Here is a 16,588-nt window from a genome sequence, read left to right on the forward strand (position 1 = left end):
TTGCGGCCCCTCTCGGTTACTTGTTGATGGTGAATTCATCGCGCCTGTTCTTGGCCCAGGCTGCCTCGTCGTGACCGGCGACGGCGGGCTTTTCCTCGCCGTAGCCGATGGTGGAGAGGCGGCTGGCGGGAATCCCCAGGGCAACCAGGTACTTCATTGCGGACTGGGCACGGCGCTCGCTCAGGGCGAGGTTGTATTCGTCGGAGCCGCGCTCGTCGCAGTTCCCCTCGATGCGGATCTTAACGCTCGGCATCGCCTTCAGTTTCGCGTAATTCTCGGTCAGCGTTTTCCTGGCCGCATCGCTCAGCACATCGGAGTCGAAGTCGAAATAAACCTTCTCGAGCGCGCCGGCCAGGGTGGCTTCCTTCTGGGTAAGCGGTGCCGGTTGCGACTGGATCTGCTCCGATTTGATGGTCGAGGACGGGAGTGCGGAGGTTGCCGGCGCCGTCTGCTGCGTTGTCGCAGGAGCGGCTGCCTTGGCGGGTGCTGACTGGGTGGTTGCCGAAGGAGCCAGGGGCTGGTCGGTTTTCACAGACTGCTGCTTGGCGCAGCCGCTTACGATGAATACGCCGGTGCAAAGAACGGGAACAAGCCTTTTAAGATTGAGTTTCATGGATTTCCTCCCTTGATGCTTTGGTTATTGTGGACGCGACAAGGCGCGCGGACGCGAGCGACGCTGTTCATTCACTTTGGTGACTGTGGAGATCTAAGGTTCCGGAGAGCCGGTGTCAGACAGCGGGAGCAGGGGGGCCCCGGGAGAGGACCGAGAAAAGCGGGGAGGCTGCCACGCCGCGGAAGGCGGGCGGATATACGGTGTGGAAAACGGTGCGGACAACGGGTTCGCACCCCTGCGCAGGTTCGGCCTGGATGTGGTCGAAAGACTTCTTGACCACGCTCTCCTGCGACTTCTTGAACTGCTCTTCGATATAGGCGCGGGGCTTCGGCTTGGGGCGATGTGAGCGCGACAGATCCGGACCCCGCATCCCGAAGGCGAGGATCGAGATCGAGGCGATGCAGGTGATCAGAAGCAGCAGGCTTTTATGAGTGAGGCTCTTTTTGATCATGGACATTTGTTTGCCGACAAAGTTGTACCGAGCAACAATTTATATCCTATCCCTACTAGAAAAACAACTACCTACTTGATGCAGATCCGGCGCAACTCGTCGATGTCGGTGTGTCCCTGCGTGCATTTCAGTATCCCGTCCTGCTTCAACCTGGTCATGCCGTCGGCAAGGGCGGAGGTTGCCGGACGAATGGATCTCGTTGATCTTCTCCATGGACCTCTTGCGGTGTTCGAGCTGTTCCTTGAGCAGGTTGCCTTCTGCCATCTCGTTCCATCCTCTGTGACACTCTCCCCCAGTTTTTACTCTGGCACAGAGCTTCTTTTAAAGTTTCAGAACCTATTCCCGAAACGTTATAAGGTGGGGACGGCGGCCCTGACCCGTATGGGCTGTATCGTCGCTGCCGTCCTGGTCCTGTTCAGCCGCTTCGGGGTCTGGATCAACCTCGCCTCCCCCTGGGCAAACGTTGCCTGCAATGTTCGCCTCGATAACGGTCTGGAACTCCACGGTGGAGGTCACCTCCGGCACCGGACACGCCGTCTCTGCCATCATCCCGATCATCACAAACAGTGGGTCACCACCGCCGGCAACTGGTCGGGAGCCCTCGATTTCTCCGGCAACAGGGGCGTTGTCAACGGCACCGGCAACGTACAGTTGAACGGCGCCGCAGCCGGCAGGATAAACAGCAACGGCGCCGGCACTTTCAGCGGTACTGCCGCCGGCAGGGTGAGATAAGTCAAAGGAAGGTGCCATGCTCAATTTTTCCGCCAAGAGAGCTTTCGTGCTGCTCTACTTGGCCTCCTACCTGATAGTGGCGGTCGCCATAGTCCTTACTGTCAACCACCAGCAGCGCGAGGCGGCCCTTGACGAGGCAAGGGAGAAGGCACGGCTGATCCTCGACAGCAAGCTCGCAGTCCACAGCTACTTCTCCAAGCAGCTGAAACCCAAGCTGTTCCAGCTGACGGACCGGTACCGTCCGGGGGAGTACTTCGATCCGGTCTGGATGTCCTCCACCTATGCGGTGCGGGAGATCGACCGCTACAACAATGCCTTCTCCAATAGCAATTACTACTACAAGGAGTGTGCGGTAAACGCCAGAAGCCCCCTGAACGAGGCGGATGACGTGGAGCGCGCCTTCCTGGGTGAACTCAAGAGGAACTCGTCGATCGACGTGCGGTCGGAGATCCGGCTTTTCAGCGGCAAGCCGTTCTTCGTGGTAATGCGCCGGGGTGAGAGCATGGAGAAAGACTGCCTGCGCTGCCACAGCGTACCGCAGAGGGCTCCGGCCGACCTGGTGCATGAGTACGGACCTTTGCGCAGCTTCAACAGGCACGAAGGGGACCTGGTTTCGGCGGTGTCGATCCGGATACCGCTGGAGAAGGCGTACGCCGATGCCAACCGGCTCTCCTTCCAGCTGTCCGTCCTGCTGCTGGCCATCCTGGGCGGCGCCTCGCTGCTGCAATTCCTCCTGATGGAAGGGGTGCTGTTGAACCCACTGGCTGCGCTGCGCGACCGCACCGATGCCATCCTCCGGGACGAAAGCCGCCTGGGGCAGGATATCCCGCAATTGTCGCGGGCCAGGGAACTGGTGGAACTGACCGGCACCTTCAACGACCTTTCCAGGCACCTGCGTGCCGAAAAGGAAGGGCTGGTGGGGCAGGTGCGGCAGAGGACGGCTGAGCTGCAGGAGTTGAACCAGACCCTGGAGCAGGACGTGGCACAGCGCAAGGCGGTCCAGGCGGAACTCGCGGCGAAGGTGGAGCAACTGGAGGCGGCACTGGCAAAGGTCCGCATCCTTGAAGGGGTGATACCGATCTGCTCCTACTGCAAGAAGATCCGCAACGACGAGGAGAGCTGGCAACAGATGGAGCAGTACATCTCGGAGCACACCGATGCCATGTTCAGCCACGGCATCTGTCCTTCCTGTTTCGACGAGCAGTGCAAGGTGGTGAAGAGAAGGGAGGAGGACGAGGAGTGACGTCCTGCCGGCAGCCCCCGCGGGGAGCCACGAAAGAAGCCGGCCCCGGGGCCGGCTTCTTTTTTACCGTGACCGGCCGATGTCGGCCAGGTAGATGCTGTATATGTCGCTGAAGACCACGTAATTGCCGTAGATAGCGGGGGTGTACCGGTCTTTGCTCCCGCCGGCGATGGCGGTCTCCTTGCCGGTGATCAGGTCCAGGAGGTGGATCTCCTCCAGCTCTGCATTGGAATTATCCACGAATACTACCCGGGTGCCCCATATGCGCGGGAACCTCTGGTTGGCGTCGCTCTTGGTGAGCCTTCTCTCCTGGCCGCTGTTGATGTCGTAGAGGTAGATGTCGTAGTTGGGCAGGACGTCCTTGTTGCGGTTGTCCTCCCATACCACGAGGTTGCCGTACGCAGAGGGCGCCCACTGTGCCTCCTCGTTCGAGGTCACCCGCACCTCCTTCCCTTTGACCAGGTCGTACAGATAGATGTCGCCGGAGTCGTTGCGTTCATCCTTCCAGACCAGGTAGTCGGCAGCCAACGCGGGGAATCCCTGCGGCGCCTGTCCCGTCTCCATCCGCTTTTCCTTCTTGGTCGCGAGGTCGTAGAGGCAGACCCTCTCTTTGCCGTCGCTCAGGTCGGTCCAGGCGAGGTAACGCTCGGACACGGCCAAGTCGACCTTGGGGGCGGCGGAGATCACCACGGGGGCTTCCTTGCCTTCGGCCAAGTCGTACATGTAGATGTCGGAGGTCCCGTTGCGGTAGTCCTGCCAGTAGATCCTGCTCCCGTAGATGCGCGGCTTCTTGTGGTCCGCCCCTCCCTGGGTGATCCGCTTCTCCGTTCCCGTCTCCATGTCGTAGAGGTAGATATCGGCCTTGCCGTTGCGGGTGTCCTGCCAGACCACGCGGCTACCGTAGATATCCGGGTACTGCCTGGCCCCCGCCCCGTAGCTGATCTGTTTCACCACGATCTCCTCAGCGCTGCACCAGGAGCCGATCAGCAGGGACGCTGCCAGCGCTAGAATCATCCTTTTCATTCGCACCTCACTTGGGTTCGCCGCCTCTCGTTTTCCACGCCAGCAACTTGTATGAAATTTCCCTCAGCATGTCAAGATAGGCATTTCACCCTACCCTGTGGTGTATAACACCCAAAAAGGTGGGGTGACCCACCCGGTTGCCAGCCACGAAGAAGTTTGTCTCCGGATTTTAATTAGATAAAACGGTTGCTTATTGCGATCGGCAAAGTTGGTATAAGGGTTGCTTATTGGCGGAGGTTTGTGGAAAACAGCGACCGTGGCCACGGCAGACTGTCAATAACCACTGCAGGGAAAAATTCAAAGGAGGCAAACATGAAGAAAACCTTACTGCTAGGAGGCGTGCTGCTGGCATCCTTCTACGGGACCGCTTTCGCCGCCACACTCTCCGTGCAGACGGCGACCAACAAGCTGAACTACGGCCAGAGCTCCGTCGTCACCGTGAAGGCCAACGCAGAGAACGGTACCAACAGGATCGCCACGTCGCAGATCCGCTACGCCAACGTCACCATCAAGAACCCGAGCGGCACCACGCTTTTGAACGGCGCCGCCATGAGCAAAGACACCACCACCGGCTTTGCCTACTACAACTACACCCTCTCCAGCTCCGCACCGAAGGGGACCTACACCGCGACGGTCAGCTTCACCGACACCAGCGGCAACACCGGCAGCGGCTCCACCACCTTCAAGGTCCAGCTCCCGGTGCCGAGCCACGTGAGCTACGTAACCTCCTACAACGGCCCCGCCACCTGCATCACCAGCGCCTGCCACGCTGCCCAGGCGACCGCGATGTTCGGCTCGGTGCACTACCAGTGGACCGGTGACAACCAAAAGGCGATCGAACTGGCCGCCTCCGGTTCCAAGGCCTCGAAGCTGGGTGGCATCAACAACTTCTGCATCCAGCCGGACATGAACTGGCTGACCATCTTCCAGAAAACCGACGGCACCACCGGCCCCGGCGGCTGCGCGGTCTGCCATGCGGGCAACGGCCTGAAGCCCTCCACCACCTCCAGCCAGGCGCAGCTCGAGAACATCGACTGCCTCATGTGCCACGGCAACGGCTACTCCAGGAAGGTCGTTCAGAACGCCGACCTCACCTTCTCGATGGTCCCGGCCGACGGTCTGAACGTGCTGTCCATCGCCCAGAACGTGATCCGTCCGACCCGCGTAGCCTGCATGCGCTGCCACGAGAAGTCCGGCGGCGGCGACAACTACAAGCGCGGCGACATCGAGTCCACCAACAAGACCTGTACCAAGGCCTACGACGTGCACATGGGCTCCGACGGGCAGAACTTCCCCTGCCAGGAGTGCCACAGGACGGAAGGGCACAAGATGGCAGGCCGCGGCTCCGACATGCGCGCCCTCGACACCACCCGCGTGCTCTCCTGTGAAAACTGCCACTCCCGCATCCCGCACCGCTCCACCAACGTGAGCTACAGCGACCTGAACCGCCACAGCGACAAGGTCAACTGCTCCGTCTGCCACGTGGCGACCTTCGCCAAGACCATCCCGACCGACATGTACAGGGATTGGTCCGTGATGGAGATCGACACCGCCAAGGCGCTCTGGGACCCGACCATGACCAAGGCCACCAACGTCATGCCGACCTACGCCTGGTTCAACGGCTTCAGCCACTTCTACAAGTTCAAGGATCCCGCGAGCCTCGACTCCCGCGGTGTGCAGGTGATCAGCAAGCCCGACGGCGCCTTCGAAGACCCGGCCGGCAAGTTCTCCAAGCTTTTCCCCTTCAAGCTCCACACCGGTTCCCAGCCGATGGAGACCACCACGAAGCAGCTGCTGCCGGTGAAGAACAAGTACGCCTTCGAGACCGGTGACATCACCACCGCCATCCAGCTGGGCGCCGCGGCTCAGGGGATGACCTACAACGCCCACAGCTTCGTCCCGACCGAGCAGTACGAAGGGATCTTCCACGGCATCGGTCCCAAGACCACCGCGGTTTCCTGCGCCAACGGCGGCTGCCATCCGCAGATAACCGCCGGTGCCAACCGGATTCCGTTCTCGAGCCTCGGCTACACCCGTCGCGGCACCACCGCGCAGATGTGCGACGTCTGCCACGGCGCGAAGAGCTACACGAGCTTCACCTCGCTGCACAGCAACCACCGCGACCGCAAGAACTGCGCGGCCTGCCACGGTACCGGCTACCCGCTGAAGGAGCCGGTCACCACGCTGTGCGACAACTGCCACAGCAGGGAGACCTTCACCAGCGCCAACTCCGTTCACAGCAGGCATGTCCAGGGCAAAGGGTATGACTGCAGCAACTGCCACACCTTCAGCGCCGGCATGACCGGCGGGCACAGCGAAGAGCACTAAGTTGCAACTGGAAGTCCGGCAGCACCGAAAAGCCACCCGTCCGGGTGGCTTTTCCTTTTTGCCAGGCAGTTCGCGGGTTTTTCCTGCAAGGGTGGCCGGGGCTGTAGGGGCGAATAATCATTCGCCCAGCCGCCGGTGCTCAGACCACCTCAATTGCGAGATAAGTGCTGGCTCCAACAGGGCGAATATTTATTCGCCCCTACATGTGAAAATTACACGACTGCCACTGTTTTGGGTGCATCCGGCCGTTTGTGGTATATTGTTAAGCGGCGCGCTACTAAGATTGGCGGCAGCGCCGCTTGTGAGCTACCTACAACACCTACTGAGGAAATGGAGGACGACATGCGAAGATTGCGTTACGGCTTCATTGTACTGGGGCTGTTGTTCTGTCTGACGACTACTGCGACAGCCTCGGTCAGCGTTGGCATAGGCATCGGGCTCCCCAACGTGAGTATCGGCCTCAACCTGGGAGGATACCCCGATCTAAGGCCGATTCCGGGATATCCCGTCTACTACGCACCAAACGTCTATGGCAACTATTTCTTCTACGACGGCATGTACTGGGCTTTCTGGGATGACAACTGGTACGCCAGTTCCTGGTACAACGGCCCCTGGGCCCTGGTCGACCCGTACGCGGTGCCGGTGTACCTCCTGCGTGTCCCGGTCAGGTACTATCGGCAACCGCCGGTGTACTTCCGCGGCTGGGGCCCCGATCGGCCGCCGCGTTGGGGCCAGCATTGGGGACGCGGCTGGGAGCAGCGCCGCCATGGCTGGGACCGCTGGGATCGCAGCCGCGCCCCGAGAAGGGCGCCGTTGCCGACCTACCAACGCAGCTACACGGGCGACCGCTATCCGAGCGTCGATCAACAGCGCAGGCTGCACAGGGAAAGCTACCGGTACGAGCCGAAGAACACCACGGTGCGCAAGCACCTGAGGGAGGTCGATCAACGCCCGCCGGCACCGGTGCAGCGCCAGGAACGCCACGAGATGAGGGGGCCGGCAACAGCGCCGCCGGCACAGATGCGCCGCGGACCGGAGCACGAGCGCCAGGCTCCGATGAGGATGGAGCAGCGTGGGCCGCAAGGCGTCGAGCCAAGGTCGATGGAGCCCAGGCATGAGCCGCGCATGGATCGGATGGAGCGCCAGGAGCGGATGCCGATGGAAAGAATGGATAGGGGCGGAGGCGGCGAGCGCGGTGGCGGCCCCGAACGGGGACGTGGCCCGGATAAGGACGAAGGGCGCGGCCGCTGATACCGCAGCTGATTGACGAAAAGAGCCCCTCCCGTTACCGGGAGGGGCTCTTCATTTCTGGTGTTTATCCCCTCAGGGTGAGGGCGAAGCTGTTGTCAGTGCTGCAGGCAGCTCACCTTGAAGCGGAGCGACTTACGCCTGGTTCCCGGCCTGTGCGTAGTTACGTCCCCAGTCGCACATCAATTCCAGTATCGGGAAGATGGTCCGCCCCTGCTCGGTCAACGAGTACTCGACCTTGGGCGGGACCTGCGGGTAGACCTTGCGGTTCACCAGTCCGTCCATCTCCAGTTCGCGCAGCTGCTGGGTGAGCATCTTCCGGGTGGTGTCGGAGAACTGCCGCTGCAGATCGGAGAAACGCATGGTCTCCTGCGCCAGGTGCCAGAGTATGGAGGCCTTCCACTTCCCCCCGACCAGCGCCAGCGTCACGTCGATGCCGCACTTGTACTCCCTGTCCCGAAACGTCATAAGCTCCGCTGCCGATTGGTTTTGCTGCATCACGTCCCCTGTCTTTGTCATGGTTTCCAAAAAGGTACTGTGTTTCGATGTGGGTACTACGTTTCGTAAAAGTTCGTTATTGACGATACTGAACTAATGGTCCTATATAGCGCATCCGGCAAAAAAAGAAAAGCGTCCGGTTCACCCAGACCGGCTCAACGGGAGGAACAGTCATGAAGGTCGTCGCATTCAACGGCAGCCCCAACAAGGAAGGGAACACTTACCACGCCATCAAGCTGGTGGCCGCGGAACTGGAGAAAGAGGGTATCGAGACCGAGATCGTCCACGTGGGCAACAAGGCCATTCGCGGCTGCATCGCCTGCTATCAGTGCTTGAAGAACCAGGACGAGCAGTGCGCCATCAAGGACGAGGTGAACGAGTGGGTCCAGAAGATGAAGGAGGCGGACGCCATCATCCTCGGCTCCCCGGTGCACTACTCCGGCGTGGGGGGTACCATGAAGTCCTTCCTTGACCGTGCCTTCTTCGTTGCCGGTGTGAACGGGGGGCTCTTGCGTCACAAGGTAGGAGCGGCGGTCGTGGCCGTGCGCCGCTCGGGCGGGGTGACCACCTTCGACGAGCTGAACCACTTCCTGAACTACTCCGAGATGCTGCTGGCCACCTCCAACTACTGGAACGTCATCCACGGCAGGACGCCGGGCGAGGCGCTGCAGGACGGCGAAGGGGTGCAGATCATGCGCGTTCTGGGCAACAAGATCGTATGGCTTTTGAGGCTTTTGGAAAATGGCAAAGGGGTGGTGCCCGAGCCGGAGCGTGAAGCGAAGGTCTATACCAACTTCATCAGGTAACCCGGGAAACGAGAACCTAAAAGCGGTTACGCAAAGAACGCCGGGTATCCGCGAAGGGCGCAAAGGAAACTCTTTTCAGCTGGAAGGCAAAAAGTTGTTAACCCATTATTCAAGTTTTCTTCGCGTTCTCCGCGCACCCTCCGTGTGCTTTGCGTAACTGCTTTTCACTTTATGCCTTAGGATTTTTGAGGGGAGAGCATGCTGGATTTCAAAATAGCCAAGGATAAATGTACCCGGTGCGGGCTCTGCGTCGCCGACTGCCCGGCTCACGTCATCGATACCGCGGAAGGGTTTCCTGTCATTACCGCGGAGAAGGAAGCAGGCTGCTACCGCTGCCAGCACTGTTTCGCGGTCTGCCCGACCGGCGCGGTTTCCATCCTCGGTCTGGATCCGGGGGAGAGCACGCCGCTGACCGGCGACTGGCGCCCGGACCCGGCGCAACTGGAGACCCTGATCAAGGGGCGCCGCTCGGTGCGGCGTTACAAGCCGGAAAACCTGGAGCCGGAACTGATGCAGCGGCTCCTCGAGGTGGCCTGGCATGCGCCGACCGGGGTCAACACCCGGCAGGTCCGTTTCACCGTCATCGACGACCGTGACAAGCTGGCCGCCTTCCGCGACGAGCTCCTGGCCGGCATTAAGCGCCTGGTGCGGGATAACGCCCTTCCCGACCAGCTCGCCTTCTTCGCGGATTTCGTGAAGCTCTGGGAGGAGCAGGGGGTGGACGTGCTGTTCCGTGGTGCGCCGCACCTCTTGGTCGCGTCGGTCTCCAGCAAGGCGGTGTCGCCGCTGCAGGACTGCGTGATCGCGCTCAGCTACTTCGAGCTCTTCGCGCAGGCCAACGGCATCGGGACGGTCTGGGACGGGCTCGCCAAGATCGCCATCGGCGACCTGGTGCCCGAAGCGCAGGCAACCCTTGGGCTCCCGGAGGATCACACCCTCGGCTACTGCATGGCCTTCGGCAAGCCCGCCGTCCAGTACGCCCGCACCGTGCAGCATTGCGGTGCGCTTATTCACCGGGTTTAGCAAGGCAAATCCCCTCTGTACCCCCTTCGCGAGAGGGGCGGACGCGGGGGCACGTGCAGCGAAAAGGGGACTGGCTCCGCAGGTGCCAGTCCCCTTTTTCGTTCACATTGCGACGTCCACTGTAGGGGCGAATAAATATTCGCCCCCTGAGCAGCCCCGGCGTCTTGCCCGGCGCAGGCAATGGTGGTATCAGCGCTGGGCAAATAATTATTTGCCCCTACTGGGTATCTGCCGGAAGCTACCGCGCCGTCTGACTCCCGTTATTCACCCCCATCAGCCTCGCCATGGTATCCAGCGGGTTCCCCGCGACCCGGCTCCCCTCGTGATAGAAGGTCACCAGTTGCAGCGAGCCACCCTTGACCGCCTTGATGGCGACGTCGTCGGGCGTGAAGGTGGTGCGTCCCAGCGATTTCTTGGTGGGCCAGTCGACCCCGCTGTAGCTCAGGTAGACCAGCTTGGAGCAGTAGACCCGCCCCTTGGACTCCACGTCGAAGTTGAAGTCGTACGGCTTGCCCACCTGGCGCAGCGCCTGGATCACCGTATTGGCGCGGTCGGGACGGGTGGCGCCGGTCTTGCGCATGATGCCGATGCTGTCGATGTTGAGGAAGTGCTGCATGGTGTTCATCTCGACACCGGAGCGCAGCGCCTCGATCACCTGGTGCCCGCTTCTGATCTGCTCCTGGTAGGGGCGCACCACCGGGTGATCCCAGATGCCGAGCTCCTTAAGCTCGGCTTCGCTCCCGGTCCAGACCGCGGCGTGTCCCCAGTAGCCGGGGATCAGCTTGTCGGTCAGCCGGAACGGCGTCTTCTCCAGCAGGATGTCGCCCGCCTGCAGCGTCTTCTGTACCTCGGCCCGCACCTCGTCGCGGCCGTAGAGCTTCCCCTTGCGCGTCTCGACCAGTCCCACCGCGTTGCCGAAGATCATGCTGAACAGGCTGGTCCCTTCGCGCTCCAGTCCGACCACGGTATCGGTAGTTACGGCCCCGAAGAAACCGAGCTTACGCCCCACCACGTAGAAGGGGGACCACTTCTTTACCATGTCGTAAGACGGGCTCTGCTTGATCAGGGTCGACACGTAGTCCATGGCCAGCGTGTCGGAGGAGAAGGGCGATTTCCTGATCTGTTTCTCGTAGAACTTGATGGCCTGGCGCACCCGCTGACGGTTGGAGATGGAGTCGTAGCTCATGGTCACCTTGGCGAGCTCGGCGCTTCTCACAGCGTACCCAGGGTCGCGCTCGTTGAGGATGCGGCGCAGCTTGCTGTCCCCTTCGAACAGGGAGACGGCGAGGAGGTAGTTGTCGTAGAGGACGAGGGCGGAGGAGAGCGAGAGCATCACCCCCTTAAGCCGGCTCTCCGGTGTCACCCCCAGCGCGCTCAGCTCCTTGTCGCCGGCGTCCAGCCAGCACTCGTGCGCCTCGGCCAGGGCCAGGAGTTTCTGGCGCAGCGCCATGTGCTGGATGATCCCCTGGTTGATGAGCGCCAGGTCGTCGCCGGTGAGCGGCTTGCCCAGTTTCATCTCCTGCTTGATGCGCACGCCGGTCTTGATGGTCTCCGCCCTGAGGGAAAGCGCCTCTTCAGCCAGGGTCCTGAACTCGGTCAGCTCCCTGGTCAGCCCCTGCTCGACAGACGCCTTGCTGCAGCCGTGAACCTCCAGGAAATGTCCGGTGCAGGAATTGCTGGATTCGCCTTCGCCGCACAGCCCCTTCCGGGCCAGCTCCTTGAGCGAGTCGCCGGCGGTGGCGGGCACGACGCAGGAAAGGGTGACAAGAAGCGAGAGCAGGATGCAGCGTTTAAATCTCATTGAAATCCTCCCGGGACACCCCCTCTCCCTCTGGGAGAGGGGTGGGGTGAGGGCGTCGCGATAACTGATACTCTAGCCTGAGCCACCGCCCTCACCCGGCCTTCGGCCACACTCTCCCGGAGGGAGAGGGGATAGCAAGCGGCTTTGCAGCGACGGGACGCAAATTCTCCCTCTCCCTCTGGGAAAGGCTGGGGTGGGGGAGCGGGGGGAGCATTAGCCAAACGCGGCAAAGATACCGGCAGTTTGCCGCCGTGACAACTAATTTGTTGCCGCGAGCGCCAGCTCCTTGAGCCCCTTCAGGTCGAGCTTTCCGGTGCCGAGGATGGGGAGACTCTCCACTTCGATGAAGCCGTCGCGCGCAGGCTTCCAGAGGTTGGGGAGCTCGCTCTCCGCGAGGAGCCGCGACAGGTCAGCCGCATCGGTGGTCCCGCGGGTGTAGACGACCACCAGCCGCTCCCCCTTCTTCTCGTCCGGGACCGCGGTCACCGCCAGGACGCCGGTCTGCCCGAGCCGGCCGTGCAGTTCGTCCTCGATCACGCCGTGCGGCACCATCTCGCCGCCGATCTTGCTGAAGCGCGAGATGCGGTCGGTGATCCTGATGAAGCCGTCGTCCTCCATGATCCCCAGGTCCCCCGTCGCGTACCACCCGTCCCGCACCACTGCCGCGGTCTGTTCTTCTTTCCCCAGGTAGCCGACCATCACGTTGGGCCCTTTCACCTCGATCATCCCGCTCTGTCCCGGGCTCAGGACTGCGCCGCTCTCGGGATCGACCACCCGGATGGCGACCCCGGGGATCGGGTGCCCCACGCTCCCTTCCTTGGCCCCTTGCTGCCTCACGCCGTCGATTTCCACGTCGGGAAGGCTCAGCGAGATAACCGGGGATAGCTCGGTGGCGCCGTAGCCCTCCATGGGACGCACGCCGAACTTCTCCTCGAAGGAATCCGCCACCTTGCTCTTCAGCTTCTCGGCTCCGGTGATAACGAGGCGCAGCGTGGCGAAGTCCTCGCGCCTGGCGCGGCGCAGGTAGGAGAGGAGGAAGGTCGGTGTGGCCAGGAGCAGGGTGGACTTGTGCTCCCGCACCACTTGGGCGATCTTCTCGCCGTCCAGCGGGTTGGGGTGGTAGGCCGCGGAGAAGCCGCTGGTGAGCGGGAACCAGAGCGTCGCCGTGAAGCCCAGGGAGTGGAAGAAGGGGAGCGCCGAGCAGATGTTGTCGTTCAGGTCCACCCGGAACACCATGCGCAGCGCCTCGATGTTGGACATGATGTTGTGGTGGCTGAGCATGACCCCTTTGGGTTCGCCGGTGCTTCCCGAGGAGAAGATCACCGTGGCGCTCTTGTCGGCATGGAAGCCGTTGCCGCGGCAGAGAAGCGACGCGGGGTAGAGGCGCGCCTTGAACAGGGCGACGAACTTGTCCAGGCCGGAGATGGTCGGGGCGATGTCTTCGAGGCAGATCATCCCCTCCAGGCGCGGCAGGGCGGGGAACCTTTCCAGGAAGGCACGCGAGGTGATCACGGTGCGGATGCCGCATTGATCGACCGCGGAGCGCAGGGAGGCCTCGGAGGCAGTGAAGTTGAGGTTGACGGTGACCCGCCCCAGCATGGAGAGCGCGAGGTTGGCCAGCACCCCGCCGGCGGAAGCCGGGAGCAAGAGCCCCACGTGCTCCTCATCGCCGATCAGCCCCTCCAGCTTGTCCGCGAGCGCCACGGCCCCGGTCAGGGTGCGGCCGTAGCCCAGGTTCTTGCCGGAGGTGTCGGCCACGGCCCGGCGTCCCCAGTTCTGGCGAGCGGTGCGGATGAAGTACTCCGGCAGCGGTCTGCGCTGTCCTTTGCGCGAGGTGAAGTAATCGCAGGAGAGTTCCGCCACCTTCTGGCGTACCTCGGCGGCGAGGCTCGTGGCCGGCATCGGGGCGCCGAACAGGATGGTCACCGGGTAGGGGGAGAAGGCCGGGAGCCGCGAGAGAAGCTTGCCGTGGGCGTAGGAGAGGATGCTCCCCCAGGCGCCGCCGATGTAGACCGGGATGATCGGGTGGCCGCTGTCCTTCACGATCCGCTCGAAGCCGCCCCGAAACTCGCCCAGCATGCCGTTTCGGGTCAGCGCCCCCTCCGCGAAGATGCAGACCATGTACCCCTCGTCCAGGGCGGCGCGGGCACGCTTGATGAAATCGAGCATCTCGCGGCGGCCGTCGGTCGAGGAAACGGGGATCACCCCCATGAGTTTGAACAGGCCGCGCAGCACCGGGGTGTTGTAGATGCTCCGCTCCATGACGAAGCGGATGCGGCGCTGGCAGGTGGCGGTGAGGAGCAGGGCGTCGGCCCAGGTGACGTGGTTCGGGATCAGCAGCGCCGGTCCCTCAACCGGGAGGTTGTCACGGCCGATGATGCGCAGGCGGTAGAAGATGCGCATGGTGACAAGGGCTATGAAGCGGATCAGGAAGTCCGGCAGGATCCGGAAGGAGAGGATGGTAAGGGCCAGGGTGAGCGCTCCTATGGCGCTGAAACCCTGGGCGGCGGAAAGCCCAATCGGGCCGCTGAAGACCCAGGTGAGCCCGGAGGCGAAGAGGATGCCGATCCAGTTGTTGAAGCTGGAGGCCGCCAGCACCTCGCCGCGCATGGAGGCGTCGGCGCGCAGCTGGATGAAGGTCTGCAGCGGCAGGCTGAACACCCCGGCGGAGATGCCGAAGCCGACGATCACGGCGAGGCTGACCGGGAGGCTTGCCGGCAGCACGTGCAGAAGCCACGGCGCCACGGTGAGGCCTGCGGCGCCCAAGGGGACGATGCCGAATTCGACGTCGCGGCCGGAGAGCTTGGCTGCCAGCAGCGAGCCGATGCCGATCCCGAGCGCCGCGGCCAGGAACAGGTAGCCGCTGTGGGCCTCGGAGAGCCCGAGCCGTTCCATGCCGTACCCGATCAGGTTCAGCTGCGCGAAGGCCCCGATGAACATGAACCAGGCCAGCCCGATGATGGCAAGCATCAGGTGACGGTCGCGGCTGATCCCCTTGATGGTGCGCAGGATCTCGGTGGGAAGGAGGGCCACCGGGCGGGCGGCGTCGCAGCGCTCGCTTTTTCCGATGAGCCTTGCCGAGCAGAGCCCGGCGACGGCGATGGCGAGGCAGAAAAGGGCGGCCAGCCAGAAACGCCCCTCGGCCAACTGGGCCAGCCCCGAGGCGAGCCCGGTGCCGACGATGATGGCCATAAAGGTGCAGGATTCCATCGCCCCATTGACCCGGGAGAGCTCTTCCTTCTCCACCAGCTCCGGGAGGATGCTGTACTTGGCGGGGGCGAAGAAGGCGCTGTGGGCGGCCATCAGGAAGATCACCAGGTAGAGCGCCTGCTCCAGGCGCAGGGCGAATGAGGCGACGGCCAGGAGCGTCACCGCGACTTCGACCAGCTTCACGTTCGCGATCAGCTTCGCCTTGGGTAAACGGTCGGCAAGGCAGCCAGCCGGTGCCGAGAAGAGCAGGAAGGGGAGCACGAAGGCGGCGCCCACCGTGGCGGTGACGGCGCCGGCGTGGGCGCCGCCGTGGCTGCCGATCAGGAAGAAGATGATCAAAAGCTTCAGGATGTTGTCGTTCAGCGCCCCCAGGAACTGGGTCGTGTTGAGCCAGGCGAAGGACTTGGATGAAGTGGTGGCGGTGCTCATTGCAGTGCTCCTGGCGGCCTAAAGCCTGATGATGGACTGCGCGTTGGAGAAGATCTGTTCCGGCACCCCGAGTGCCTCCTTGAGGGCCACGTCTTGGTCCCACGGGTTGGCGATGCGGGATATCTCAAGTATGCGCCGGGGGGAGAGTCGGTTCGGGAAGCCGAACGGAGTCACGGCTGCCGTGTTGGGAATGGGCATGTCGGTGCCGTACAAGAGCCGCCCGAATAGCTCCGGGTGCTTGAGCAGGCGCTGCAGGTGCGTCAGGCGGTTCAACTGGGTCAGTGCGGAGATGTCGGCGTACAGGTTGGGAAACTCGCCGCAGAGCCTGAGGAAGCGGCGGTGGTTGCTCTCCCCCTGGTTCCTGCCGTTGCTCGCCGCGTGAGCCGCGATCACCGTCACCCCAAGGGAAAGGGGGAGTCTCAGGCGCTCGGGGTCGGCCAGGTGGTTCTGCGCCTTGGTGAAGGATTTTTCCGAGCCGGTGTGGGTCAGCAGCGGCAGCCCGAGTTCCTTCAATTTCAGGTAGAACGGGGTCAGGCGCCGATCAACCGGGTCGAAGTGCTGGATCGAGGGGAGCCACTTGAGGAGCACCGCACCGTCCGCCGCGGCCTGCTCCAGCCGCTCCAGGGCGTCGCGGCGCAGCGGGTTGACGCTGGCGCCGAAGAGGAGGTTCGGGTGTCTGGCGGTTTCCGCCGCCACGAACTCGTTGGGTATGAACATCTCGGTCCGGGCCCGATCCAGCTCCCCCTTGTCATCCACCGCGCCGTCCACGGCCAGGATCACCGCGGCCGAGACCCGCTGCGAGGCGGCGAGGCTCTCCGACGTGCGCCGCATCACCAGTCCGTCCCCCTCCTGGAGCAGTTCCCGTTCCGTTACGCCGAAGGCCTTGAGGAACACCTTGTATCTCCAGCTCCTGCGCATGGCCGGGGAGATGAAGCAGCCGCTGTTTCCCGCGCCGATGCCGGCGGTGTGACAGTGGATGTCGATGATGGTCTTTGCAGTGGCAGCGTCCATGTCAGTCTCCTGTAAGTCGGATGTACTAGCTATTACAGATACTATGCCAATGGCCCAATGCTGGATTGTGTCTTTATAACATGCTGAAAGTGGGGCAGTCATGGCAAAGACGCCGCCAAGTCTGGAAAAGTCGCTTGACATTAAATGTACATCGGCAATACATACAGTGTAT

The 16,588-nt window shown here is 62.7% G+C and carries 13 protein-coding genes; 6 read left to right on the forward strand and 7 right to left on the reverse strand.

Annotation, left to right across the window (positions count from 1 at the left end; translation table 11 throughout):
- Positions 1 to 16 precede the first annotated feature (16 nt).
- Positions 17 to 613, reverse strand: coding sequence for a peptidoglycan-associated lipoprotein Pal (pal, locus tag KP003_RS00130; protein WP_216496892.1), 597 nt, complete (start codon positions 611 to 613; stop codon positions 17 to 19).
- Positions 614 to 728: 115 nt separating this feature from the next.
- Positions 729 to 1,070 (reverse strand): hypothetical protein, encoded by a 342-nt coding sequence (locus tag KP003_RS00135; RefSeq protein ID WP_216496891.1) that lies wholly within the window; start codon positions 1,068 to 1,070, stop codon positions 729 to 731.
- Here KP003_RS00135 and KP003_RS00140 point away from each other — a divergent pair.
- A complete protein-coding gene (locus KP003_RS00140) occupies positions 1,041 to 1,796 on the forward strand; it encodes a hypothetical protein (RefSeq protein WP_217300203.1) in 756 nt (251 codons plus the stop codon). The two genes, KP003_RS00135 and KP003_RS00140, sit on opposite strands and share 30 nt — an antisense overlap.
- 16 nt (positions 1,797 to 1,812) lie before the next feature.
- Positions 1,813 to 3,039 (forward strand): Tll0287-like domain-containing protein, encoded by a 1,227-nt coding sequence (locus KP003_RS00145; RefSeq protein WP_216790088.1) that lies wholly within the window; start codon positions 1,813 to 1,815, stop codon positions 3,037 to 3,039.
- Between the two features lie 63 nt (positions 3,040 to 3,102).
- Here KP003_RS00145 and KP003_RS00150 read toward each other — a convergent pair whose 3' ends face one another.
- On the reverse strand, positions 3,103 to 4,062 hold the full coding sequence (locus tag KP003_RS00150) for a hypothetical protein (protein WP_216790090.1): 960 nt from the start codon (positions 4,060 to 4,062) through the stop codon (positions 3,103 to 3,105).
- A 312-nt stretch (positions 4,063 to 4,374) separates the two neighbouring features.
- Between KP003_RS00150 and KP003_RS00155 the strand changes: the two genes are divergently transcribed.
- Together KP003_RS00155 and KP003_RS00160 are read left to right on the forward strand one after the other, a co-directional pair.
- The gene (locus KP003_RS00155; RefSeq protein ID WP_216790092.1) at positions 4,375 to 6,390 is read left to right on the forward strand and encodes a hypothetical protein; all 2,016 of its coding nucleotides are present in this window, start codon (positions 4,375 to 4,377) and stop codon (positions 6,388 to 6,390) included.
- Between the two features lie 342 nt (positions 6,391 to 6,732).
- Positions 6,733 to 7,641, forward strand: coding sequence for a hypothetical protein (locus KP003_RS00160; protein ID WP_216790094.1), 909 nt, complete (start codon positions 6,733 to 6,735; stop codon positions 7,639 to 7,641).
- Positions 7,642 to 7,773: 132 nt separating this feature from the next.
- Here KP003_RS00160 and KP003_RS00165 read toward each other — a convergent pair whose 3' ends face one another.
- Complete coding sequence (locus tag KP003_RS00165) at positions 7,774 to 8,136, reverse strand: winged helix-turn-helix transcriptional regulator (RefSeq protein WP_236026661.1); 363 nt, start codon at positions 8,134 to 8,136, stop codon at positions 7,774 to 7,776.
- A gap of 173 nt (positions 8,137 to 8,309) precedes the next feature.
- Between KP003_RS00165 and KP003_RS00170 the strand changes: the two genes are divergently transcribed.
- Positions 8,310 to 8,942, forward strand: a complete 633-nt coding sequence (locus tag KP003_RS00170; RefSeq protein WP_216496885.1) for a flavodoxin family protein — start codon at positions 8,310 to 8,312, stop codon at positions 8,940 to 8,942.
- A 198-nt stretch (positions 8,943 to 9,140) separates the two neighbouring features.
- The gene (locus KP003_RS00175) at positions 9,141 to 9,965 is read left to right on the forward strand and encodes a nitroreductase family protein (RefSeq protein WP_216790095.1); all 825 of its coding nucleotides are present in this window, start codon (positions 9,141 to 9,143) and stop codon (positions 9,963 to 9,965) included.
- A gap of 238 nt (positions 9,966 to 10,203) precedes the next feature.
- On the opposite strand, the gene KP003_RS00180 is transcribed toward KP003_RS00175, so the two are convergent.
- The 3 genes from KP003_RS00180 to KP003_RS00190 form a co-directional block, all read right to left on the reverse strand.
- Positions 10,204 to 11,766 (reverse strand): YiiX/YebB-like N1pC/P60 family cysteine hydrolase, encoded by a 1,563-nt coding sequence (locus KP003_RS00180; protein ID WP_216790097.1) that lies wholly within the window; start codon positions 11,764 to 11,766, stop codon positions 10,204 to 10,206.
- A 258-nt stretch (positions 11,767 to 12,024) separates the two neighbouring features.
- Positions 12,025 to 15,405: an acyl-[ACP]--phospholipid O-acyltransferase gene (locus tag KP003_RS00185; RefSeq protein WP_216790098.1), complete on the reverse strand. Its 3,381-nt coding sequence runs from the start codon at positions 15,403 to 15,405 to the stop codon at positions 12,025 to 12,027.
- Positions 15,406 to 15,423: 18 nt separating this feature from the next.
- Entirely contained in the window at positions 15,424 to 16,416 is a 993-nt protein-coding gene (locus KP003_RS00190; protein ID WP_216790100.1) for an amidohydrolase family protein, read from the reverse strand.
- Positions 16,417 to 16,588 lie beyond the last annotated feature (172 nt).

Source organism: Geomonas diazotrophica, assembly GCF_019063885.1.
Lineage (GTDB): Bacteria > Desulfobacterota > Desulfuromonadia > Geobacterales > Geobacteraceae > Geomonas > Geomonas diazotrophica.